At 59.5% G+C, this 25,206-nt stretch carries 15 protein-coding genes; 5 read left to right on the top strand and 10 right to left on the bottom strand.

Going from position 1 to position 25,206, the window contains the following annotated elements; genetic code table 11:
- Nucleotides 1-117: 117 nt before the first annotated feature.
- A complete protein-coding gene (locus R6X40_RS14525; RefSeq protein WP_318414503.1) occupies nt 118-1,284 on the bottom strand; it encodes a polysaccharide biosynthesis/export family protein in 1,167 nt (388 codons plus the stop codon).
- 775 nt (nt 1,285-2,059) lie between these two features.
- On the opposite strand from R6X40_RS14525, the gene R6X40_RS14520 reads away from it, so the two are divergent.
- The 5 genes from R6X40_RS14520 to R6X40_RS14500 all read left to right on the top strand — a co-directional run bounded on the left by R6X40_RS14520 (nt 2,060) and on the right by R6X40_RS14500 (nt 14,949).
- Nucleotides 2,060-9,646, top strand: coding sequence for a type I polyketide synthase (locus R6X40_RS14520; RefSeq protein WP_318414502.1), 7,587 nt, complete (start codon nt 2,060-2,062; stop codon nt 9,644-9,646).
- Complete coding sequence (locus R6X40_RS14515) at nt 9,643-11,058, top strand: aminotransferase class I/II-fold pyridoxal phosphate-dependent enzyme (RefSeq protein ID WP_318414501.1); 1,416 nt, start codon at nt 9,643-9,645, stop codon at nt 11,056-11,058. The genes R6X40_RS14520 and R6X40_RS14515 overlap by 4 nt, the downstream gene beginning before the upstream one ends.
- A gap of 55 nt (nt 11,059-11,113) precedes the next feature.
- On the top strand, nt 11,114-11,914 hold the full coding sequence (locus R6X40_RS14510; RefSeq protein WP_318414500.1) for an SDR family oxidoreductase: 801 nt from the start codon (nt 11,114-11,116) through the stop codon (nt 11,912-11,914).
- Nucleotides 11,915-12,038: 124 nt separating this feature from the next.
- Nucleotides 12,039-13,619 (top strand): LTA synthase family protein, encoded by a 1,581-nt coding sequence (locus R6X40_RS14505; protein ID WP_318414499.1) that lies wholly within the window; start codon nt 12,039-12,041, stop codon nt 13,617-13,619.
- Nucleotides 13,620-13,650: 31 nt separating this feature from the next.
- Nucleotides 13,651-14,949: a capsule biosynthesis protein gene (locus tag R6X40_RS14500; RefSeq protein ID WP_412178388.1), complete on the top strand. Its 1,299-nt coding sequence runs from the start codon at nt 13,651-13,653 to the stop codon at nt 14,947-14,949.
- Nucleotides 14,950-15,024: 75 nt separating this feature from the next.
- On the opposite strand, the gene R6X40_RS14495 is transcribed toward R6X40_RS14500, so the two are convergent.
- The 9 genes from R6X40_RS14495 to R6X40_RS14455 all read right to left on the bottom strand — a co-directional run bounded on the left by R6X40_RS14495 (nt 15,025) and on the right by R6X40_RS14455 (nt 25,115).
- The gene (locus R6X40_RS14495) at nt 15,025-16,035 is read right to left on the bottom strand and encodes a KpsF/GutQ family sugar-phosphate isomerase (RefSeq protein ID WP_318414498.1); all 1,011 of its coding nucleotides are present in this window, start codon (nt 16,033-16,035) and stop codon (nt 15,025-15,027) included.
- Nucleotides 16,036-16,179: 144 nt separating this feature from the next.
- Entirely contained in the window at nt 16,180-16,644 is a 465-nt protein-coding gene (locus R6X40_RS14490) for an Rrf2 family transcriptional regulator (protein WP_318414497.1), read from the bottom strand.
- Nucleotides 16,645-16,796: 152 nt separating this feature from the next.
- Nucleotides 16,797-17,027 (bottom strand): hypothetical protein, encoded by a 231-nt coding sequence (locus R6X40_RS14485; RefSeq protein ID WP_318414496.1) that lies wholly within the window; start codon nt 17,025-17,027, stop codon nt 16,797-16,799.
- Nucleotides 17,028-17,527: 500 nt separating this feature from the next.
- The gene (secD, locus tag R6X40_RS14480) at nt 17,528-20,059 is read right to left on the bottom strand and encodes a protein translocase subunit SecD (protein ID WP_318414495.1); all 2,532 of its coding nucleotides are present in this window, start codon (nt 20,057-20,059) and stop codon (nt 17,528-17,530) included.
- A gap of 114 nt (nt 20,060-20,173) precedes the next feature.
- Nucleotides 20,174-20,602 (bottom strand): hypothetical protein, encoded by a 429-nt coding sequence (locus R6X40_RS14475; protein ID WP_318414494.1) that lies wholly within the window; start codon nt 20,600-20,602, stop codon nt 20,174-20,176.
- Between the two features lie 149 nt (nt 20,603-20,751).
- Nucleotides 20,752-22,362: a 5-guanidino-2-oxopentanoate decarboxylase gene (locus R6X40_RS14470; protein WP_318414493.1), complete on the bottom strand. Its 1,611-nt coding sequence runs from the start codon at nt 22,360-22,362 to the stop codon at nt 20,752-20,754.
- Nucleotides 22,359-23,549: a pyridoxal phosphate-dependent aminotransferase gene (locus R6X40_RS14465; RefSeq protein ID WP_318414492.1), complete on the bottom strand. Its 1,191-nt coding sequence runs from the start codon at nt 23,547-23,549 to the stop codon at nt 22,359-22,361. The genes R6X40_RS14470 and R6X40_RS14465 overlap by 4 nt, the downstream gene beginning before the upstream one ends.
- Before the next feature lie 55 nt (nt 23,550-23,604).
- On the bottom strand, nt 23,605-24,240 hold the full coding sequence (locus tag R6X40_RS14460) for a TetR family transcriptional regulator C-terminal domain-containing protein (protein ID WP_318414491.1): 636 nt from the start codon (nt 24,238-24,240) through the stop codon (nt 23,605-23,607).
- A complete protein-coding gene (locus tag R6X40_RS14455) occupies nt 24,237-25,115 on the bottom strand; it encodes a dimethylarginine dimethylaminohydrolase family protein (protein ID WP_318414490.1) in 879 nt (292 codons plus the stop codon). The genes R6X40_RS14460 and R6X40_RS14455 overlap by 4 nt, the downstream gene beginning before the upstream one ends.
- Nucleotides 25,116-25,206 lie beyond the last annotated feature (91 nt).

Genomic DNA, 25,206 nt, shown 5'->3' with positions numbered 1-25,206 from the left:
TTGTTATGCGATCCCTAAAACTGGGCTGAACAACGATCCACTGCAATATCGATCAATTCAGCCCATCTCCATTTTGAATGAAAATGGGCCAAAGAATTCCGACCGAAATATCCTATATCAATTGCCCAGATCGTTGATATTCGCCGCAAAAGATGCGCCTTGGGCGACAGGGGCTACGGTCGTGCTGACCAACGTCGAGAACTTCCGGATTTCGGCGAGCGATGAGTTGGCGATGTAGAGCAGGTCGCGGTTCTTGATCTTGAAGTTCTTCAGGACGAAGAAGCCACTCGGATCCTTCAAATCGACTTGATAGATAACATTGACCGTTCCGTCGGCATGCATCGACCGGGCATTCGGGGCAAAGGGGCGCACGAGTTCGACGGGCTCCTGGCGGTAAACGAAGACGCCCTTTGCGTTTGCTCTTTCGTCGTTCAAGCCACCGACCTTGGCCAAGCCCTGGTTCAGGTAGAGCTGCGATTCGTCGAACTGAACAGAGGCGTTGGCAGCCGTCGCCCCGAAAACCGTGAAACTCCGTGGCTGCCGGATAAGAGTGACGACATCGTTGGATTGGACGAAGATGTTCTCACGCGGATCCGAAATCAGTTGTTCCATCGGGATGGTTTCAGTTTTCATGCCGCGCGTGATCTGCACGGCCAGCTGATGCAATTCCATCCGCGGGCCGCCTGCCGTGGCAATGATATCCAGCAGGCGCTCGCCGCCCGGCGTCAGCGGGATACGGCCGCTCGCAGCAACTTCGCCTGTTACGGTCACTGTGTTCGAGTTGTTCTTGACGACATTGACGAGCACCTGGGGCTCGACGGCCATTCTGCTCAGAGCCTTCTCGATCGTCACCTTCACAGCCTCAGGACTCTGGCCTGCAACCTTGATGGTTCCGGCGTACGGCACTGAAATCGTTCCATTTTCTGAAACAAGTTGGACCGGTATCTGAGCATTGCCTTGTTGGCTGGAGCCTGCCGAGAACAGTCCGTTTTCCGAGGCTTCCCATATCGATACGGTGACGGCATCGCCGACGCCGATGCGGGACGAACTCTGCTTGCGTGCGCCACCGAAGGCAGCCGATAGCGGCCGCTCCTGCACGCGCGCCAGCGAATCGGCAACAGCCTGCGTTACCGGTATCAATATATATGGTGTTTCTGCGGCCTTGGAGCCCGATTCAATAGCTCCGGCACTCGGCCCTGAACTTGGCAGACCGGTGCAGGAGGACAGCACCAAAAGCGACGACGCGGCACCGGACAGGAGTAAAAATCGGATAAATGGTCGCATTCACTTCACTTTCAGCCTTGATCGCCAAGGTGTCTCACAGAGATTTCGCCAGCATGACTAGCTTAGCGAGGGCTCCCGATCAAGAGCGCAACGCTGTTCCCTTCTGGATCAGATTTATGTCAAAGAGTTTAAGGAAACCACTAATGCTAATCGGCAACAGTATGGCTTCGGATGCCGCGTCTGAAGGCCGCTTTACAACAGATCGCGATCAAATTTGCAGACTTTAAAGGCGCCGCGATCACCGCAGAGCACCTGAACGGCAGCGGACAACCGCTCCGAACTTCCCTATTCGCCAAACGAAAGCGATCGTATGCGGCCAGGACAGCCCATGCCCTAAAGGTTTCGGTCGCCGCGAAACGGCCTGATATTCCGCAAATCTAGATTACATTCAAATGGAGCCCGACATCAACACAGGCGATGGCCACCGCATTCAAACAACTGGAATTCCGACTATCCTTAATTCGATCGCCCCCTTAAAACGCATAATCACGGCCTCATCCGCTCCGCAATTGACAGTGCGCCTTTCTGGCAACAGGCTCTCCACAACGGTTACGTGCTGACTTGATAAGTGTCTTGGGCCGCACCACGCCGCGTGTATGCTCCACAGAGAGGGGTTGAAACCTCGTGAACATGATCTAAAAAGCTACTAATATAGTCGGCACCAAAGAAATGATGCGATCATCCGCGGACACATTGAAGAAGTTCCAATTGCTTTTTCGCGTATCAAGTGCAATCAGCAAGACAATTCACAGCAGCTTAGAGCGTTCGAGAAAATATGACAGTTGAAATCATAGGGCGTGCATGTCTCGCCCCTGGAGCGAATTCGCCGCAGGCCTTGTTTCGAATTTTGCGCCAGGGCAAATGCACGGTCACGCGTATTCCGTCTGACCGCTGGGACCTTGCGCGCTTCTGGCACCCTGTCATCGGCAATCCGGGCAAGACCTATTCTTTCGCGGCTGGTGTGCTCGACAGTATCTATGATTTCGATCCGGCAGCCTTCGGCATGTCGCAGCGCGAAGCCATGCACATGGACCCGCAACAGCGGGTCTTGTTGCAGTTGGCTTGGCGCGCACTTGAAGATGCCAATATTTCCATCCCGTCCCTGCATGGTGAAAATGTTGGCGTGTATGTTGGCGCCTCCAGCCTCGACCACGCCAACCTGACCGTCGAGGACCCGGCTGCCGCCGGTCCTTATTTCATGACCGGAAACACGCTCTCGATCGTTTCCAACCGTATTTCCCATATTTTCGGCCTGAGCGGCCCGAGCATGACGGTCGACACCGCTTGCTCTTCGTCGCTGGTCGCGCTCGATCAGGCAATGCGCGCGCTGAACGCAGGCGAAATCGACACGGCTATCGTTGGCGGCATCAATATCCTCGCCCATCCGCTGCCGTTCGTCGGCTTCGCGCAGGCCCGCATGCTGTCCCCTGAAGGCCTTTGCCGCGCCTATGATAATGACGGCGCCGGCTACGTTCGGGCTGAAGGCGGCGTCGTGTTCGTTCTGCGCCGTTCCGACAGGGCACGGCAGGAAAAAGACCGCAGCTACGCCAAGATCGTCGCGACGGGTGTCAACTCTGCCGGGCGGACCAACGGCATTTCATTGCCGTCGCGCGAAGCCCAGGCCAACCTGTTGCGCGCCATCTATGAAGGCAACAATATCGATTCCAACCAGGTTGCCTTCGTCGAGGGCCACGGCACTGGCACCAAGGTCGGCGACCCCTCCGAGGTCTGGTCGATCGGCACGGTGATCGGTGCCAACCGGCGTGCGCCGGTACCGATTGGCTCGATCAAGTCGAATATCGGCCATACGGAGCCAGCGTCCGGTCTGTTCGGTGTGCTCAAGGCCGTCATGGCTCTTGAAAACAACTATCTGCCAGCCTCGCTGCATTTTGAAACGCCGAATGAAAACATCGACTTCGATGGATTGAATGTCCGTGTTACCGCAAACCCTATCGAACTGCTGCGCGGCAAGCGCGCACGCCTTGCCGGCATCAACTCCTTCGGCTTTGGCGGCGCCAATGCCCACGTCGTCATCAGCGATCCTGACCCTGTTCAGGACGAACGCAGCCGTAACAACGCCACCGGCCATGTTTTTATGGCAAGCGCCCATACGGCCCACAGCCTTGAGGAATTGCTGAAGTCGTACAAATCGACGTTTGCAAAAACCTCCAAGGACGAAGCGCGGGCCGTCATCGCCGCGTCCGGTGCCAACCGTACGCAGATGCGCCACCGTTTTGCGGCGCGCAGCGACCATCCCGAAGACATTATTCGCGCCATTGCCAGCCACCTTGAAAAGCCAGCGTCCGACATCGGCGAAACCGGTGAAGCGGTAACGAAGGATGCAAAGGTTGCGTTCGTTTTCTCCGGCAACGGCTCCCAATGGGCCGGCATGGGGGTCGAGGCCTTCCGCGAAAACCTGCATTTCCGCCAGTGTTTCACATCTGTGAGCGCACTGTTCAAATTCCATTCGGACATCGTGCTGACAGATCTGCTGACAGATCCGGATCTGGACAAAAAGCTTTCCGACACGAAGTTCGCCCAGCCGCTGCTGTTTGCGGTTCAGGCGGCGCTGTCGGATTCGCTCGTTGCCATGGGCATTAAGCCGACTGCCGTATTCGGTCATTCGGTCGGTGAAATCGCTGCCGCCTACGCGGCCGGCGCCCTGTCACTCGTCGATGCCGTCGCGATCGTTGCCAAGCGCTCTCTGCATCAGGATCCGCTGGCCGGCCAGGGCACGATGGCCGCCGCCATGCTCGGCGAAGAAGCTGCAAACGCTTTCGCCAAATCGCGCGGACTTGAGCACATCTGTGTCGCTGCTATCAACGCGCACAACTCTGTAACGATTTCCGGTCCGGCACACGAGGTTTCCGCCTTCCGCGACGCCGCGCGCAAGGCGAAGATCCCCGTCCAGATCCTCGATATCAACTATCCATTCCATCACCCGATCATCGATCGCGCCAAAAAGGCCTTCCTCGCCGACATTCCGGACATCGCGCCGCGCAAGTCGGAGCTTGCCTATTTGTCTACCGTCACCGGTGAGCGGCTGGATGGCACGCAGCTTGATCCGGATTACTGGTGGAAGAATGTTCGTGAGCCGGTCCGCTTCCAGGCCGCGACGGAAGCAGCCATCGCACTCGGCTGCAGCCTGTTCATTGAAATCTCGCCTCGGCCGATCCTCTCGTCCTACCTCAAGGAAACCGTCAAGCAGGCGTCGATCCCCGGCACAGTCGTTCCGACTTTGCTGCGCGATGCCGGCGAAAAGGGCCAGGACCCGATCTCGCGTGCCATGGCGCGCGCGATCGCGCATGGTGCTGCTTTCGACGAGGTGCGCCTGTTCGGCAAGCGCAACGCTTTCGTCCGCCTTCCTAACCTGCCTTTCGAACAAGTCGAACTGCGCCCGGCATCGACAAGCGATGCCACTGACCTGTTCGGCCGCGGCTCCAAGACGCCCTATACGCTGGCTGGTTGGCGGAGCGATCTCAACAGCGGCAGCTGGAAAAACCATATTGACGCGCATCTGTTCCCCGACCTTGCGGAACATATTGTCGACGGCAAGGCTATCCTGCCGGGCAGCGGTTTCATCGAGATCGCCATCTCTGCCGCGCAGCAATATTATGGCACTACAGAGGTCGACATCACCAATCTGGAGATTGTCCGGCCGCTGGAGTTGGCTGACAACCGGATGATGGAGCTTTCGACCATCCTGTCTCCGGAAACCGGCGATATTGAAATCCGCTCCCGCGAGCGCCTGTCGGAAGACGACTGGGCCGTGCATGCGGTGGCAAGAAGCCGTAAACCGATCCCCACCGACGCAATCTCCTCGGGGAACGCCTTTGCCGGCATGGAAAAAACAGCAACAGTGACGCCGGCGAAAGCCTATGAGACGGCGCGTCAGTTCGGCTTGGACTACGGTCCGCGCTTCCAGTTGATGGCAAAGGCCGTCTCCTATGGTGACCGTTTCATCGACGTCGAGCTGAAGGAGCCCGAAAAAACGGGCAATCCCTTTGTTTCCTACAGCCTCAATCCGATTTCCATCGACGCGACCTTCCATGGGCTGGTCGCGCTGTTTGACCGCTTTACCGGTGAAGCCGGCGGAGCGCCTTATATTCCAGTGCGTTTCGGCTCCGTGCGCCTGACCAATTCCGGCTTGACCGTCAAGCGGGCCCAGGTCGAGATCGAACGCATCAGCGCCAATTCGATCAAGGCGAAGTTCCGTTTCTTCGGCAAAGGCGGCGAAGTCATCGCAGCATTCGATGATTGCCGTTTCCGCCGGACCTACCTGCGTCAGCACAAGACACTGGACATGCTGTCGTTCCATTACGAGGCTGTGCCGTCCGACCGTACTGCGCCGCTTGTTATGCTTGGACGTTCGCATCCGCTGCCGTCGCCGCTGCTCGCCACAACGGACGCAACCGGCATCGACAACACGACGCTTCTGTTCAATGCTGCGATCTACCGTGCCTGCCACGAAATAGCTCTGAAGCTCGGCAAGGGTACGGCCAAGGTTGATACGCGGTCGCTTCCCGGCGACTTTGCGTTCCGCTGCTTCCTCGCCAATTGTCTCTATGTTCTGGAAGATGCGGGCCTGTGCGAGCACAGGGCCGGCAACTGGAAAATCGCCACCGATTTCTCGCTTCCACCCGTCGGCGACATTCTCAAGGAACTCTACGGTGAGCGCTCCGAGCGTGCCGTAGAAGCCGTCTTGATCAACAATTCCTACGCCGAAGCGCTTGACCGCATCGACAGCCTCTTCGCGTCCGAAATCTCGGGCAACGAAGTTGAAGCAAGCACCAAGCCGCAGGGCTTCATCAGCGACGCCACGCTCGATCACCAGACCGTACACTCCGAATCCACCCGTCAACGTATGGATCTGGTTCTGGCAGCGGTCGAAAAGGCGCTAAGCGGCGAAAACGGCAAGACAAATCTGCGCATCGTTGAGGCCGGCACTGTTTCTGCCGGTTTCACCCGCAAGCTCGCGACGTTGGCGGCACAATACGGCGCCAGCCTCATCGTCGTCGAACCCCGCGAAAATGCCCAGCGCAATCTAGAGATTGCCTTCGAGGAAGACGCGCATGTTCGCGTGCTGAAAAAGGACGCGTTTGCATCGCTTCCAGCTTTCGATCTTGTTGTCAGCGCCTCAGATACAATTTTCACGCTGATCGACGAAGACGGCGCCATTCGCAATGCGCTGCGTGTCTGCCTGCGGGAAAATGGGGCCCTGGTCGCCGCGACCAATGCGCCGACAGTGTTCAGTGACTTTGCTTTTGGTTTGACCGAGAGCTGGTTTGCCCGCACCCAGGCTGTCGAGTTTCCGATCGGCAAGCTGGCAACGGTCACGCAATGGCAGAAGGATTTGACGGATCTGGGCTTGCGCAATATCTCGATTGAAGATCGCGAGTTGCCACACGGAAACATCATTACGGTTGAGGCGCAGGGCGGCCAGTTTTCCGACACTGCCCAAGCTAGCGACGCACAGCCCGCCGAGATTGCAACGCCGGTTCTTGTCCTGCATGACGGCGGCGTTTCAAACCTGTTGAACAAGCTCCCCTCGGGCAAGGATGCCATTCAGGCGCCTTTGGTCCATGTCCAGTTGACTGGTGATTTTGACGCAGACAAGGATAAGATCGCCCAGGCGATCGCAGGGCTGAACGAAAAGCCGGTCCGTGCCGTCTACCTGTCTTCAACCACAGCAGCCGATCGCAGCCAGGATTCGGCCGCTCTGCAAAATCGTGTCCTGTCGCTCAGTGCCTTTGCCGAGGCGCTTCGCCAGCATTATGCCCATTCGGAGCCCGCAGCCGATCAGCGCCCGCGTCTCGTGATCGCGGCCCCCGGCGGAGCGCCTGTCACATTGGCGTCACGCGACAAGGATGTGTCCGGCTCAAGCGTCAACAGTGGCCTGTGGGCATTCGCCCGCGTGCTTCAGAACGAATATGATTTCCTCGACATCCATTCGCTCGATTTCATCGGCCCCAAGGCCGGAGCCGGCAACCAGCTCGCTGCATCGATTTCGATGCTTGGCGATACAAGCGGAAACCGCGAATGGCTGCTTGACGGTCAGAGCGGTATCCTTTCGGAAATCCGGGCCGTGCCCGGGCCAACTGGTCAAAGCTTGCGCAAGACGACCAACTTCAAGGCGGCGACCATCCGCCAGCGTGTCAGCTCGCAGGTCGGCAGCATTGCCTGGGAAGAATCCGAGATCCCGCAGGCAGGTCCGGACGATGTCGTCGTCGCGGTTGCTGCAACCGGCCTGAACTTCCGCGACGTCATGTGGGCGATGGGACTTCTGCCGGAAGAAGCACTCGAAGACGGCTTTGCCGGAGCCACGATCGGTATGGAGCTATCTGGCCACGTCGTCGCCATCGGCAGTGGCGTCAGGGACCTTTCGGTCGGTGATGCCGTCATGGCGATCGCACCGGCGGCATTTTCCACGCATGTGGTCGTTTCGCGGTCTGGCGTCGCCAGACTGCCGGAAACCGTCAGCCCTGTCGCTGCGGCAACTGTTCCGGTTGCCTTCCTCACTGCTTATTATGCCATGATCGAACTCGGCCGCATCCGGGCCGGTGAAACGATCCTGATACACGGTGCTGCCGGTGGTGTCGGCCTCGCAGCTCTGCAGGTTGCCAAGCTTGCCGGCGCCAAGGTGATCGCGACCGCGGGAACGCGTGAAAAACGCCGTTTCCTGAAGATGCTCGGGGCTGATCACGTCTTTGATTCGCGCTCGTTGGCATTCGTCAACGATATACTCGGCGTCACCGGCGGCGAAGGTGTCGATCTGGTCTTGAACTCGCTGTTTGCCGAAGCCATGGAACAGAGCTTGTCGCTGGTGAAGCCATTCGGCCGCTTCCTCGAGCTTGGCAAGCGTGACTATTACGGCGACAGCAAAATCGGTCTGCGACCGTTCCGCCGCAACATCAGCTATTTCGGTATCGATGCCGACCAGTTGCTGGTCAATGCGCCGGATCTCACCAAGCGGATTTTCACCGAAATCGGCGCATTGTTCGAAGAAGGCAAGCTTGTACCACTGCCATACCGCGCCTTCGGTTTCGACGAAATCGGCAACGCTTTCCGGTTGATGCAGAACGCCGGTCACATCGGCAAGATCGTCGTGCTGCCGCCGGTAGCGGGACGCGACGACGTTTCCAGCCGGCCCGCCCGCCGCATGACTGTTGATAGCCTTGGCGTGCATCTGGTCGTTGGCGGTATTGGTGGATTCGGTCTCGCCGCTGCCAATTGGCTGGTCGAGAAGGGTGCGCGCAACATCGCACTCGCCACCCGTCGCGGCATTGCCGACATCGAGACGCTCGAAGCGATCAAGCGCTGGGAAAACATGGGCGTCTCGGCGACCATTCATGCCTGTGACGTGACAGACGAAACCGCTGCGGATGCTCTGTTGACCTCACTTCGTCAGATCGGCCCTGTGAAGACCGTTGTTCACGCAGCGATGGTCCTCGATGATGCGTTGATCAACAATCTCAGCCGCGAGCGCAACCGTCCGGTCATCGACGTGAAGGCACAGGGTGCTGCCGTTCTCGACCGGTTGACACGCACCGATATGCTTGAACATTTTATCATGTTCTCATCGGCAACGACTTTGGTCGGCAATCCAGGCCAGGCCAACTATGTGGCTGCCAACGGCTATCTCGAGGGCCTTGCGCGTACTCGCCGGCTCGAAGGCCTGCCGGGGCTTGCCATCGGCTTTGGCGCGATCGCCGACAAGGGCTATCTGGCGCAGAACACCGACGTCAACGACCTGCTCTCCAAGCGCATCGGCAAGACAGCACTGAAGGCGCAATCCGCCCTCAATCAGGTCGAGAGCTACATCCGCTCCGACCCCGGCACTGTCGATGCCGCTGTTGCAATGGTCTCGGAACTCGATTGGGCGGCTGCGCGCAATCTGCCGGTGGTTCGCAATGCCCTGTTCGAGGTCATCCTGCGAACGGCTGACCAGCACACCGCGGGCGGCGATGGCAAGACCATGGATCTCGTAGCGATGATCGAAGGAAAATCGCCGCAGGAAGCCGAAGATATTCTCTACGATCTGGTTGCCAGCGAAATCGCCGCGATCCTGCGCGTGTCGAAAGACACGATTTCGCGCAACAAGATCCTCAAGGAAATCGGCCTCGACAGCCTGATGGCGGTTGAACTGGGAATAAGCTTCCAGCAGAATACGGGCTTTGACATGCCGCTGAGCGGTGTTGCCGACAACACGACAGTCGGCGATGTCGCGCGCAAGCTCTACGACAAGGTGAGCAAGCGCGATCACGGCAGCGACGAAGACAGCGAGCCAGCCGACAACAAGATCGTCAACGAGCTCGCCCAGCGCCATACCGGCACTGGTACGGAGAAGGCAGCCAGCCAATGAGCGATCACGAGGAACGCAACACCGTTTCCAAGATGAACAGCAGCCTGAAGGAAAACCTTCTGGACAAGATGCGCAATGCGCATCAGTCGTCGGAACGGAGCCGCATGGCTCGTTCCGAACGCGATGTTCCTCCACCGGTCCGGCGCAAGCATACGCAGTTCGAGGACCTGCCCGAATACAAGCAGGTTCAGACCCAGAAGATTGCCAGCGAACAGCTGGGTATCGACAATCCGTTCTACCGCGCACACCAGACGGCAGCCGGCGCGACGACGGTGATCGACGGACGTAAGCTGATCAATTTTGCGTCCTATGATTATCTCGGCCTCAACCGGCATCCGCATGTTCTCGCCCAGGCCCGCGACACCATCAACACCTTCGGAATCTCGGCATCCGCCAGCCGGCTTGTTGCGGGCGAACGCCCAGCCCATGCCGAACTGGAAGAGCGCATTGCCGCTTTCTACGGCGTCGAAGCATCCGTCTGCTTCGTCAGCGGCTACCTGACCAATGTGGCAGCGATCAGCTGCCTGATGGGTCCGAAGGACCTCGTCGTTCATGACGAATTCATTCACAACAGCGCGCTTGCTGGCATCAAGCTCTCCGGCGCCACGCGACGTCTTTTCAAGCACAATGATGCAAACGATCTGGAGCACGTGCTGCGGACGGTTGCAGGTGACTATCGCCGCATTCTGGTAATCGTCGAAGGTGTGTATTCGATGGACGGCGATATCGCCAACCTGCCGGCTATCGTGAAGCTGAAAGCCGAATACGGCTTCTGGCTGATGGTCGACGAAGCCCATTCGCTCGGCATTCTCGGCAAGCGCGGTAAGGGCACGTTCGAACATTTCGGCATCGATCCGCGCCAGATCGATATCTGGATGGGAACCCTCTCCAAGACGACATCGAGCTGCGGCGGCTATATTGCCGGCAGCGGTGCTCTGGCTGCTGTGCTCAAGGCCACCGCTGGCGGCTTCGTCTACAGCGTCGGACTTGCGCCTGTCCTCACCGCATCGGCGATCGCCAGCCTCGACATTCTGGAGGGTGAGCCGGAGCGTGTTGCTGCTTTGAGACGCAACGGCGCGCTGTTCCTGAAGCTTGCCCAGGAGGCCGGGCTCGATACGGGGCTGAGTGCTGGCTTTTCAGTGGTTCCGGTACTGGTCGGCGATTCGCTGCGGGCGGTGCAGCTGTCGAATGATCTTCTTGCCGCCGGCATCAACGCATTGCCGATCATCCATCCGGCAGTCCCTGAGGGGATGGCGCGTTTGCGGTTCTTCATCACCAGCGAGCACACCGAAGAACAGATCCGCCAGACGGTGGCGATGACGGCTGAAAAGCTCAAGGATCTCACCGAGCGGAATTTCGGTCTCGGATCGATCGACGTCCAGCAGATGATGAAGATGCTCGCCTCCCGATAACGCGTTCTCTCGAAACGGCAAGGCCAACATCCATGCACCCAACCGGTCTTGCAGCATGACCCATGTGATCATTACCGGCGGCTCGAGCGGGATCGGCCTCGCGGTTGCGCGCATCTACGCCGCACGCGGCGCACGCATATCTCTGCTGGCACGCTCCCTGCCCGCGCTTGAAGCCGCCAAGGCCGAGCTTGCAAAAGATCGCGGCGAAACATCGATCCGTATCGAAAGTGCCGATGTTGCTGACGAAGCTCAGACATTGGCGGCCATACACAATTGCGAAGATGCCTTCGGCCCCTGTGACATCCTCATCACGTCTGCCGGAATTGTCGAACCCGGACGGTTCGACACCCTGTCGTCAGCCGCCTTTCATCGCCAGATTCAAACAAACCTGTTTGGCAGCGTCCATGCGGTGCGCGCCGTTTATACGGCCATGAAAGAACGGCGCTCCGGCAGGATCATGCTGGTATCGTCCGGCGCCGGCCTGATCGGCATCTACGGTTACACGGCCTATTGCGCCTCGAAGTTCGCCCTGCATGGTTTCGCCGACGCGCTTCGCTCGGAAGCAAAGCCGCATGGCGTCACCGTTTGCGTCTGTTTCCCGCCAGATACCGAAACGCCGCAGTTTTCCCGCGAATTGGAGCACCGGCCGCTTGAGGCAACGGTGATCATGGGACGCGTTGCTCCCTGGTCCTCCGCGGCTGTTGCGGCCCGGATCGCACGCGCTATCGACAAAGGTCAATTCGAGGTCTTTTTCGGCTGGACGCTGTGGGCGCTGGGTCGCTTTGGCTCGACAGTGAAACCCGTTCTCAACTGGTGGTTCGACAAAGGTATTCAACGGATAAGCCGCCGGCACTGAACAGGACAGCCTGCTTGTGTCCGCCATGAATAGGATTTAAGTGTCGCTTTGTCGCGGCGGTGCATGACGCATCGGCGATGTGTGAAAGATCGAAGGTATCCGTTTGGCGTTGACGTCTCTCCACATGCACTACCATCCGCTAACGCTGACCTTTCTCTGCTACGCGCTGGCTTGTGCTGTCATTCTGTACACGGACAAGTTTGCCCTGCCTGCGCGCGAACGCCGGAAACACCGGCCGCCGGCCAGTCGCAGGCGCGCCATCGTCGATATCCTTGCGCGGTTGCCAATCATTGCCCTCGTGTTCGCGGGCTTCTTCTCGATCTCCTGGCGCCCTCTCTATGCATGTGCCGGCACCATGAGCTTCTTCGTCATCTTCACCGGCATATCCCGAGCCAAGTACAAGTTCATTCGCGAGCCTCTGGTCTTTTCAGACATTGCCCTGGTCGCCGACGTCTTCAAGTACAAGACGATCTTCTATGCCAACTCGCTCAACATCGTCTTCTGGACCGTCGCCTTCCTGTATGTCTTCGGCGTCTCGGCTCTCTACATGTATTTCGAACCGAACATTTTGCCATCGCGCCATTGGCTGGGATGGATCATCGTCGCCATTCTGGTTGCTGACCTGCCCTGGATTCTCTTGTTCTACGGTCCCGTCAACCGGCCAGTGGCAGATCTTGTTCAGCGGCTTGTCGGGCAGCCGAACGTCAAGGTCAGCACCATACGCTTCGGAACGTTTGCATCTGTGATCTTCCACTTCATCCTCTGGCTGGGCCGCAGGCGTGAAAAGATCGTTGCTGAATTGCAGGAACGTTTTTTCGCCGCGGTACGGGATCTGATCGGCCATGATGCCGATAACAAGGCGCCGCTGGTGGTCGTCTGGCAATCGGAGTCCTTCATCGACATGCGCCATTGCGGCGTAGACAGCGTCAAGCTGCCGACCATTGACAGGTTGCAGAAACTGGCCGTGCAATGGGGACGCCTGGCAACAGTCTTCGAGGGCGGCTATACGCTGCGCACGGAGTTTGCAGTGTTGAGCGGACTTGTTCCGGACGACCTGCATATCGATGCAAGCTATCCCTATCTGCGGGCGAGCCATTACACCAATGTGGTCTGGCCAACGAAGCTGAAGAATGCGGGCTGGAGCACGCATTTCATGCACCCGTATGATCGGACGTTCTTCCTTCGCCATAAAGCCATGCCGCAGCTCGGCTTTGAACAGATGACCATGCTCGATGAATTCGACCATGATCCGGCTCGCGATGGCCCCTATGTCTCGGACGCCGCATTGACCCGCAAGGTCATCGCTGACGTCGAGAGCCAGACGGACGACAAGGGTAGTTTTCTCTTCGTCGCATCCATGGCCAATCACGGACCGTGGGAACCGGACCGTGTCGAAGGAATGGCCGATCCGGTTGAAATCTATCTCGAAATCCTGCAGCAGTCTGACAAAGCGCTGGGTGAGCTTGTCGATCATCTGAACAGGCTCGACCGCCCCGTCTGGCTGGTTTTCTATGGCGACCACGCGCCGTTGCTGAAATCCTTCGCCGATCCGTTCCCCGATCCCCGCACCGACTATTTCATCGTGCCGCTGGCCGCCGCCCGTACGCCGCAGAATGCTCCGACGTTTCCGCGGAACGAGGAACCCTGGAAACTGCTGGAAGCCATGCTGAAACATGCCAATCTTCACAAGGACGATCTGCGATAGTGCCGGCGTTGTCCTCAAGGGTCCGGTGATGATGGCATCGCAAAATGCACCGGAGCGGCGCGTCTTCCTTTTCCTGCAGGGTCCATCCTCGCCGATCTTTGCCAAGATCGCCGATCGGCTGGAGGCCAAGGGGCATCGCTGTCTGCGGATCAATCTCAATCCGGGCGATCAGGTCTTCTGGCGGCGCAAGGGCGGATACAATTACCGTGGCCGGGGCGGAAACGACTGGCGCGGCTATATCGCGTCTTTCATGGACCGGCACGAGGTCACCGATCTCGTCCTGTTGGGCGAGGAGCGCCCCTACCATCAGATAGCGATTGGCGCTGCCAGAGAGCACGCGCTCGAGATTTCCGTTGTCGAGATGGGGTATTTGCGGCCGGATTGGCTAACCCTCGAACGGGATGGAATGAGCTCCAATTCGCACTTTCCCGTGGACCCCGAAAAGATCGTCGAGGCCGCCCGGGCGCTTCCCGAGCCTGACTGGACCCGGCGGTATACCCAGAGCTTTACGGCTGAAGCCGGGTACGATCTTCTCTACAATCTGCCGAATGTCTTCCTGTGGTTTCTGTTCCCGCATTATCGCCGCCACGCACTGTCCCATCCGCTCGCTGAATATGCCGGATGGGTGATGCGTTTGGCTGGCGGCAAAAACAGAAAACTGGCGGCGGCGGCGCTCATTGACGACATTCTGGCCGGCGATATCCCGTTTTTTGTTTTCCCGTTGCAACTGCAAACGGATTTTCAGCTGCGCGCGCACTCTCCGTACAACGACCAGCGTGAGGCGATTACCGAGGTTCTTACCTCTTTCGCGAACCATGCACCACGCGAGGCAATTCTCGTCGTCAAGGTCCATCCTCTCGACAACGGGCTTATCGGTTGGCAGGCCTATATGGATGAACTGGCGTCTAAGCTCACGATCGATCGGCGCGTGCAATTCCTGGACGGTGGTGATCTGGGTGCTCTTTTAAGCCAGGCGGAAGGTACCGTCACGGTCAATTCCACCGTTGGACTTCATGCCCTGCAAATCGGCAAACCCGTCAAGGTTTTAGGTGCAGCCGTTTTCGATATCGCCACGCTCAGCGATCAGGCTGACCTGGATCAGTTCTGGAGCGCGCCCAGGCCGCCGGAAGACGCTATCCGCACGGCCTTCTTCCGCCTGCTCGCTGCAGCAATCCAGGTCCGGGGAAATTTCTACTCCACCGCCGGGACGAATGGCGGCGCTGAGATGATTGCGCAAAGACTACACGACCGTTCCGTGAATCAGCCCGGCGGATTTGTCGATCCGCCTCCGAGACAGCGACCCGCGAAACGAGCGCCGGGTCACGTCTAACCTGTCTGCGCACGCCGGTCTCCATCTGCAGAGCACATGCGAACCATTTCGCGCTTTATGCGAGCAAGCGCTTGCTTACGCGACACCAGCGCGCAACAGATCGTGGATATGGAGTATCCCGCTCGGAACACCGCTATCATCCACGAGGAATAGCACGGTCACCTTCTGCGCTTGCATGATCTCCATTGCGGCGCTTGCCAACACACTTCCCTTGATGACTCGCGGGTTGTGCGACATGACCGTATCAACGGTCTCGAGCAGCAGATCATGCGACATATGGCGGCGCAAGTCGCCGTCAGTGATCACGCCTGCGAGTTTGCCCGCCTCGCCGGTAATGCCGACAACGCCAAACCCTTTTGATGACATCTGGATAACCGCGTCGCCCATCGGACTGCCGAGGGGCAGAAGCGGGATGGCATCGCCGTCATGCGCCAGTTCCTGAACGAGAAGCAGTTGTGAGCCGAGCTTGCCACCGGGATGGAATGTCTTGAAATCTAGCGCAGAGAACCCGCGCCGCTCGAGAAGCGCGATTGCCAGAGCGTCGCCGACAGCCAGCTGCAGCATCGCGGACGTGGTGGGTGCCAAGCCGTGCGGACAGGCTTCCTGGACTTTCGGCAAGGTAATGGCGACGCTGGAATTGCGCGCCAGCAGGCTTTCGGCATTGGACGTGACCGAGACGACGGGAACATTGAAACGCTTGGCATAGGCCAGCATGTTTCCAAGTTCGACGGTCTCTCCCGACCAGGAGAGGAGAATCAGCAGATCCTCTGATGTGATCATGCCGAGATCGCCATGGCTGGCTTCCGTCGGATGCACGAAATAGGCTGAGGTTCCGGTCGACGCCATGGTCGCGGCGATCTTGCGTCCGATATGGCCACTTTTGCCAACCCCGGAAACCACCACGCGGCCACGGCCGCCTGCAATCAGCTCAACCGCATCAACCAGACTGCGCGAAAGCGTCTGATCGGCAGAAAACTGGGCTGCCAATGCGGTGATGCCGTCAACTGCAGTTGCAATCGATCGCCTCAGCGATTCAATGACAATTCCCTCTTGCGGAGGGTTCATGTCGACTTGCCTGAGACCCATGATTGCTACTCCAAAACCCTAAAGAGGCCTCCGATTATAACCAGAGCCTTCTCAGATCAAACCAAAACGGCCGAATTGCGCACTTTATTGGCAAAATCGGCAAAGCGGTCAAGCCGGCAGTCGAGGAGGCGCGATCCTCGGGGTTCAGCTCGCGCGTTGCGCGATAATCTCGTCTTCCTCGACGATCATCTGGCCGGGATTGCTGACGAAGGCTTCCAACGTCATCGTATCAAGGATATCGGCGATAGCATCGCGAACGGTGGTCATCGAGCGGCGCACCTCGCAAGTATCCGGATCGTTGCAGTCGTCGCAGATTTCGTAAGCCGTACGGCTGGCACAGCGGATGGGTGCCAGCGGACCGTCCAATGTGCGCACAACCTGACCGATGCGGATCTCGGACGCGGGTCGCGACAGCGAATAGCCGCCGCCAGGCCCTTTTTTCGAGCGCAGGATACCAGCATTGCGGAGTTCAAGCAGAATAGTGTCGAGAAATTTCTTCGGGATATTGTTCCGGGTTGCAATCTCGGTAATGAATGCCGTCTCACCCGGATCAAGCCGCGCCAGATCGACCAGCGCCTTCAACCCGTATTTTCCCTTTTTGGTCAGCATCGCAGTTCGCTCTTTTCACAAACAGGCGCCCAAAACGGCGCCGGTCTGCTGATTGCCATCACATAACCCGGCATACCACACGGGAAGCCGTGCCAATATACCGATTTAGTGAAAAGATGGCCGAACTGCGGTTTTCGCGCAATATTTATGCTTTACGCCGTAGCATAGCTCGCGGGTGTCGCCGAAGTGCCCAGCAGCGGCCGTGGAGCGCCCTGCGAAACCATCAACTGACGCACTGCCGCCCTCGCCTCGTCGGCCGAGCGAAAGTGCCGCGAGTCGAGATCCCAGACATGATACTTCACGGCGACGAACTTCAGCCGGCCCGCATCCGGGACCACGACACCGACGGATTCACCGCCAAATTCTATAACCTGCTTGCTCATGGGATAATGCTCCTGCCGCGCCTCGGCGCGGATCATTCAAATCGTGCAACATTCAAGGAAAAGACTGCGTAGAATTCACATTCGCCAGAAGGTGCGAATGCAAAGGTCTTTCGTTGTGCGACAATGGGAATGCATGCCTCGGAAAGCGGCGATGCGGGCAGTGTCAGACATGGCTCTCTCCTTTGGCAAGGCCCAGCGGTATGCTCTCCGGGCGCGTTACAGGTCTCCGCTCTGGCTTGTGCCATCAGCGAACAACCACAAGATAGGATAGGCCACAAATTTAGTCAATTAAATTTGCCTACCCACGAAAAATAATACTACTTCATTCGTACTTTCAGCCGAATGCAGCAAGGCTTGTTCACAAAACAAGATTCAGTAGAATGAAAAGCTACATTTTCGGGAACAATCCGAATCGCGTTCACGGCCATTATGTAGGCCCTTCATGAGACAAAAAAAGGGCAGCCGAAGCTGCCCTTTCGAATTTTTTACCGTGGGACCGATCAGCTCTTGGCGAGTTCGGTGCCCGGCGCGCGGGTCGCCTCGCGGTCCTTCCACCAACGGCTGAGGAACAGCAGGATCGGACCGCCGATATAGATCGACGAGGTGGTTGCGACGATGACACCGAAGATCATCGGCCAGGCGAAGCTCTTCACCGCATCGCCCCCCCAGATCGCCATCGGTACCAGCGAAAACGCCGTTGCCATCGAGGTGAAGATGCATCGTGCCAACACCTGGTTGATCGACAAGTCGATCAGGTCGGAGAATGGCATCGACTTGTACTTGCGCAGGTTTTCTCGCATGCGGTCGTAGACCACCACCTTGTCGTTCACCGAATAGCCGATCATCGTCAGCAGTGCGGCGATGGCCGTCAGGTTGAAGTCGATGCCGGTCAGCGCGAAGAAGCCGATCGTTTTGGTGATGTCGAGCAGCAGCACCGCGATGGCGCCGACGGCAAAGTGCCATTCGAACCGCCACCAGATGTAGAACAGGATCGCCAGCATCGCGAGAACGACGGCCAGGAAGCCGGAACGGGCGAGTTCCGCCGAGATCGTCGGACCGACGACTTCAGTCCGCTCGAAGCTCGCATCCGGAATGACCTGAGCCACACTGTCCTTGATCTTGTTCAAGGCAACCGTCTGCTCCTGTTCGCCACCTGCCTGGCGCTGGACACGAATCAGCACCGATTGGTTCTGACCGAACTCCTGCAACGCCACTTCGCCAAGGTTCAACCCTTCGAGTTCACTGCGCAGCTTGGGCAGGTCGAGCACCGATTTCGACGTTGCCTCCACCTGGATACCGCCGACGAAGTCGATGCCGTAGTTCAGGCCCGGATGGAAGAACAGAACAACGGAACTGACAGACAGGAAGGCTGACATGCCGATGGCAACGAAACGCCCCTTCATGAAGGAGATTTTCGGGATATGCGGCACGCCGCCAAACAGCGACGGGATTTCCAGCTTCTTCATCTTGCGGCGAACAACCACTTCACGCATCGCCAGACGGACGACGGTGATCGAAGTGAACATCGAGATGACGATGCCGAGCATCATGGTGATGGCAAAGCCGCGGACTGGGCCGGTGCCGAACATGAACAGCAGGATCGTACCGGAAAGCGTGGTGACGTTACTGTCGATAATGGTCGCATAGGCCTTGCTGAAGCCGATATCGAGCGCCTTCATCGCCCCTGCCCCGCCTTCCGTTTCCTCTCGGATACGGGCGTTGATCAGGATGTTGGCGTCCACCGCCATGCCGATACCAAGAATGATACCGGCGATACCGGGCAGCGTCAGCGTCGAGCCAAGCATGCCGAGCACGCCGATGGTCAGGATGGTGTGCAGCAGAAGGCCGAGGTTGGCGATCATGCCCCAGCTGCCGTAGAGCACGACCATGAGCACGACGACGAGGGCAAAGCCGGCAAGACCGGTATAGATGCCCATGCGGATGGAGTCGGAGCCGAGGTTCGGACCGACGGAACGTTCCTCGATGATAGTCAGTGGTGCCGGCAGAGCGCCGGAGCGCAGCAGTGCCGAAAGAACGGTTGCTTCCTGGGCGGTGAAGTTACCGCTGATCTGGCCCTGGCCGCCCGGGATCGGTTCGTTGATGCGCGGCGCCGTCAGGACCTTGCCGTCGAGCACGATGGCGAAGGGCAGGCCAACATTGTCACGGGTGATTTCAGCGAACTGACGGGCACCCTGGCTATCGAAGGTGAAGGAAACAATCGGTTCGTTGGTCTGCTGGTTGAAGCCAGCCTTGGCATCGGCGAGACGCTCGCCGGAAATCGCCACACGGCTTTCAACCGCATATTTGGCGCCGTCATTGGTACCCGGCAGGATGTCGACGCCGCGTGGCGGCGTGGCCGTGTTCGGATCAACCGAGGTATCGACCATGTGGAAGCTCATCTGCGCGGTCGAGCCGAGCAGCTGGCGCAGGCGTGTCGGGTCCTGCAGGCCCGGCAACTGGACGAGAATGCGGTCGGAACCAACACGCTGGATCAGCGGCTCGGCAACGCCGACCTGGTCGACGCGGCGGCGGATGATCTCAAGGCTCTGGTCGACGGCCGCTGTCATGCGTTCGCTGAGGCCGGCCTCGGTCAACTTGACGGTGATCGTGTCATCAGCCGTGGTGACTTCGATATCGGAGCTTGCCGTTCCGAAACCGAGCGTGCCGGCAGGCACGGCCAGTTCCTGGATTTTCGGCATCACCTTGTCGCGATCGGCCTGGTCGGCGATCTTGACGGCGATGGAATCACCCGCGATGCGGGCCGAAGACGTCGGAATCCGCTCTGTGCGCAGTGCACCGCGGATATCGTCCAGAAGCGTGTTGAGACGCGCCTGACGTAGGCCGGCCGCATCGACTTCGAGAACCAGGTGTGAACCACCCTTCAGGTCGAGGCCGAGCGTAACCGGCTTGACCGGCAGGAAGGAAGCATATTGCTGCTGGACAGACGCCGGCAGGATGTTGGGCAGCGCCGCGAGTATCCCAAAGAGGGTAATCGCGACATAGGCCAGAACGGCCCATTTCGAAGTGCGCATGTTGAGGTTCCATTATAGCCCGCGTTCCTCAGGCAATGCCGAGGACAGCGGATGTGGTGATGCGTAAAGGAAAAAACTGCGCTGACGCGCAAAGCCTGCCCGCAAGGGCAGTTATCAGGCGTTAAACGCCGGAGGTCCGCGCGCACGGACGATATCGCCGGGCGCGCCTGTGACGATGGCTTCCGAAAAAGCCGCAAGCGGCATACTGCCGTAAAACACTGTGGCAACGAAGACCGGTGCCGGGAGAAGGAATGGTCCCGGCCCGCCGGGCGAACCCTTGCCGTCATTGCGATCGGAGGTAAAGCGCAAGTCCGCGACCGGGAAAGCCCGCACGACATGGCGCGAAACGGCCGTATCAGAAGTATCGCCTTCCTGAGAAGAGAAGTTTCCGGCGCTTTCCTGCGTGGAAAACCGCGACGAAAAACCTTGTGCCGAAGCGACGAACTGCATGGCAATTGCGGCCGCCAGAATCCACAGCACGGCAAAAAACTTGCCGGCCTGGCTGCGATCGATCCTGTTGCCGTTCATGCCCATCGAGGACATTGTCCTTCCCGTTGGCGCGCTGTTTTCACAGTAAATCGCCGAACTGCACGCCGATTCAGCGTGCAAGCGGGCCTAAAAACCATCGCCCGCCGCCAAAGTCAAATCTTACCATCAGACACGCCCGTTGAACATCCTCAACGCCGCAACACTCAGGCCGTGACGCCTGCAGTCCGCGTCTGATGGATTTCGATCAGCGAGGGACCACCGCGTTGGCGCGCATCCGTCAGGGCCGCCGCCAGATCACCCGCCTTCGAAAGCCGTACTGCTGGTACACGATAGGCGCTGGCGGCCAGCAGGAAATCCGGCGCCGAGGGCTTTACACCCTCCGGCGTGATCCCGGACTCGACCATGAAATTCTCGATCTCCTGGTAACCGTCATTGTTCCAGACGACGAAGATGACGTTGGCGTTGATATCGGCCGCCGACCCCAGTTCGGCCAGCGAAAACTGGATGCCGCCATCGCCGACAAGGCAGATGACCGGCTTTTCCGGATCTGCCACCGCCGCGCCGACAGCCGCCGGCGGCGCATAACCGAGCGCGCCGAACCCTGTTGCCGAGTTGAACCAGCTCTTCGCCCGTGGTGCATCACAATAAAGATTGCCGGCATAAACCGCCTGGGTGCTGTCCCCGACGATCACGCAATCCGGCAGCGCCTTGTAGATCGCGTCGATGACGCCGATTTCGGTACGCATCTTTGCCGTCAGCTCGGCCATGGCCGATTTGCGTGCCGCCGCGGCCCGCTCTGCAGCCCGGCTTGCCGGTTGCATGGTGAGAAAGACGAGTATGCCCGATATCGCCGCCTTGGCGCCGGACAGGATCGACAGAGCCGCATGCGGTCCACGCGCCAGTTGCGCTGCGTCGATATCGGTGCGGATCAGGTTGCCGAGGATCGGAAAGCCGCCATCGGCATACATATCATAGTCGGTCTGGCCCATTTCCGTGCCGAGCGCGATAACCAGGTCGGCATCGGAGATCAGCGAGCGAACAGCCTTGAGACTGGGGCTGGCGGGAACCCGGAGCGGATGGCCGGCAAGCATGCCACGTGCATTGACGGTCATGACGACCGGGGCGCCGATGCGCTCTGCCAGTTCCTGGATTTCGGCCTCCGCCGTGATCGCGCCGCCGCCGCAGATGATCACCGGGCGCTGCGCATCACCGCAGAAGATGGCGGCCTTTTGCAACGTCTCCGCATCTGCCCTTGGCCGTGTCGCCGTCGCTTTTCTGAGCGGCGGCGCCGCGATGCGCGCCGTCATCACGTCAGTCGGGATCTCGATATGAACCGGCCCCGGCCTGCCGGAGGTGAGGATGGCGAAGGCGCGCTCGACAACAGGTCCAAGGTCAGCGGGATTGAGAAGGGTCTGCGAATAGAGCGCCAGCGTCTTGATCATGCCGTGCTGGTCGGGCAGCTCATGCAGAAGTCCGCGGCCATGCCCCAGAGAATCGCGCCGGTTGACACCGGAAATCACCAGCATCGGGATCGAATCCTGCCGCGCCTGCGCCATCGCCGTGATTGTATTGGTGAGCCCGGGTCCGGTGATGACCAAAGCCACACCCGGCTTGCCGCTGACGCGGGCATAACCGTCGGCCATGAAGCCAGCGCCCTGTTCGTGGCGCGGCGTCACATGACGGATTTTCGAAGCAGCGAGACCGCGATAAAGCTCGACCGTATGCACGCCCGGAATGCCGAACACGACCTCGACACCGTTGGCCTCGAGCAGATCGACCAGTACCTCGCCGACGGTTTTCAGGTGCTCGCTCATGCGCTGCGCTCCTTTGGGGTCTGCAGCCGGATCGCCAGCTTGGTGATCCGGGCGCAGGCTTCCTGAATAACCGTGTCCGGCACCGTTAGGCTGACGCGCACGAAGGAAGTGGCTTCGTTGCCGAACGATGCACCCGGCATGACCGCAACATGCTCCTGCTCCAGCAGCATCCAGGCAAAGGCTTCGCCGGTCAGGCCGGTGCCGCGCACGTCGATCAGCGTGAACATGCCGGCTTCTGGCGGTAGCGGCACAATACCCGGCACATTTGAGAGCCCCTCGACAATCAGGTCGGCGCGGGTCTTGTAGGATGTGCGCATCGCGGCGGACGTGCCGATGTCATGGGTCAGTGCATAGGCCGTCATGTCGGCGATGAAGGGCTGCACGCCGAACAGCATGGTCTCGGAGACCGGCAACAGACGGCTGGCAAATTCGGCGGGACCAACGGCCCACCCGCTGCGAAAGCCGGGGGCGGCGTGCGACTTGGAGATCGACGACACCACGACCGTGCGCTCGGCCAGTTCCGGATCGTCGAAGGGCGAGGCGAACGGGCCGTTGAAAATCAGCTCCTCATAGACCTCGTCGCAGACGATCCAGAGATCGTGCTTGCGGCAGATGTCTCCAATGGCCTTAATCTCGGCGGCCGTCAGCACGGCACCGGTCGGATTGTGCGGCGTGTTGAGCAGCAGCACCCGGCATTTCGGCGTGATCGCCTTTTCAAGATCGGCCGCCTGCATATGAAAACCGTGTTCGGGCTTCAAGGGCACGGTGACACGATGGGCGCCGGTCGACTGGATGACGCCGTCATAGGTGGCATAGAGCGGATCGCCGACCAGCACGCCGTCACCGGTTTCGACGAGGCCGAGCATGACGGCAAACAGCGCCGTCTGCGTGCCGGGAAAGCAGAGTACGTTCTCGGCCGTCACATCCGGGCGGCGTTTGGCGTAGCGGGCGGTCAGCGCGTTGACCACCGAAGGCTCGCCACGGCCGTTGGAATAACGGTAGCGCCCGGCATTCATCGCCCGCTGCGCCTCGGCGATCAGCGAAGGATCCGCCGGCATGTCCGGTTCACCGATCGTCAGCTGGATGACCTCTGTTCCGCTCGCCTGCATCTGCCGCGCACGAATGTGCAACGCCCATTTTTCCGATCCAAGATCGGCCAGACGGTCGGTGATCGATGAATAGCGCATAGGGGTCTCCTACCCTCAGTCAAAATGTTTCGGCATCACTGCCGCGCTCTGGCGGCTACGAGGCCGCCGCGTCTTCGTCCTTGCCGAACGGCAATCCCAACAAGGCTTCGCTCGACGACAATGCGATTGCCACAAGCTCGGCCTCTTCGAAAAGCTCGCCAGCAAGGCAGGCCTCCAGCCACAGTCCGTCTATCATGCCATTGATGGCAATCGCATGGCGGCGGCAATCCACTTCTCCTGAAGGCCTGCCGTGCGCCTTCAAGAAATCGCCGATCAAGCCCTGCAAATCATTGCGAAAACCGAGATAGCCTTCGCGGTGGATGGCGGCAAGCTCCGGATCCAGCCGGACCTGGCTGATGAACGACGCCCAAAGCGACAGACTGCGATCATTGGCGACCGGTGCCGTCAGATTGAGGGTGATGAAACGCTTCAGCCTCGTGCCCGGATCGCCGGTCACATCGGACGCCTTGGCGGCGAAGGTGGCGAGAACCGAGCGATAGGCCTCCTCCACCATCTGATCCTTGGACGCAAAATAATGCCGCACGAGGCCGGCGGTGACGCCGGCCCGGATAGCGATCTGGCGGACGGTCGCACCGCGCAGGCCAAGCTCGGCAATCGTGTCGAGGGTCGCCTCGATCAGTTCCTGCCGCCGCTCCCCCTCCGGCGCGCGATGGAACGTCCGGCGGTTCATGCGGCGCGCCGCAGGACCGGACGGGTCAGGCAGGTCGGGCCACCCTCGCAGGCGATGCACAGCGCGTCGGCCTCGAAAGTCTCGACCTTGCAGCCCGCAGCCTCCATCGCCGCCTTGGTCTTGGGGAAGCCCGCAACCATGATCACCTCGTTCGGGCGAACCGGCAGGACGTTCAGGCTAAGGCCGTTGCTGGCGTGGAACTCGTCGGCCGGCGCCTCGATCAGGGTGATGCCCCATTCCTTCAGCAGCTGGTAGAAGGACGCAGGCAAGAGCGGCGCAAACACCAGCGCCAGATCGCGCGACAGCGGGCTCATCACCGACATCAGGTGCAGGCAGGCTTCCTCGCCATGCCAGAGCGGCAAATCATAACCAAGCACGGTGATACCGTGCGGATCGAGCATCTCGGTCAGTTGCGAAATGCCCTCCTCGTTGGTGCGCACACCGCGGCCGACAACCAGGGTCTGGGCATCGAGCCAGATGCAGTCGCCGCCCTCAACGGTGCCCGGCGCGACGATGCGGCCAAGGATCGGGATACCGGCCGCCTTGTAGGCGGCTTCATGCAGCGCCGTTTCCTTTTCGCGCAGCGGCTTGCCCATGCGCAGGAGAATGGCGCCGTGGTCGGACATCAGCGATGGATCGTGGGTAAACATGGCGTCGGCAAGACCGTCGCCCTTGTCTTCCAGCCAGAGAATTTCCGCGCCGGACTTTTCCACCAGGCGCGCGAATTCCGTGTATTGACGCACGGCCTTTTCACCGTCGAACGTCGGCCCATAGTGCCATTTCGCGGGATCGGCAGCGGTAAGGCTGGCGCCCGGCCGGCGCATCAACACGCGTGTCAGATTGGCCGACATCTCCTGCGAACCATAAGCCGTCATCGTCTACTCCTGTTGGAAAATTGTTCATCTGGCGGGGCTGCCAAAAAAAGCAGCGTCGAAATTATTATACGGTTGAATAATTTCTACACAA

Source organism: Rhizobium sp. PL01 (genome assembly GCF_033447125.1).
Lineage (GTDB): Bacteria > Pseudomonadota > Alphaproteobacteria > Rhizobiales > Rhizobiaceae > Pararhizobium.
This window is presented reverse-complemented; position numbering and strand designations above follow the sequence as displayed.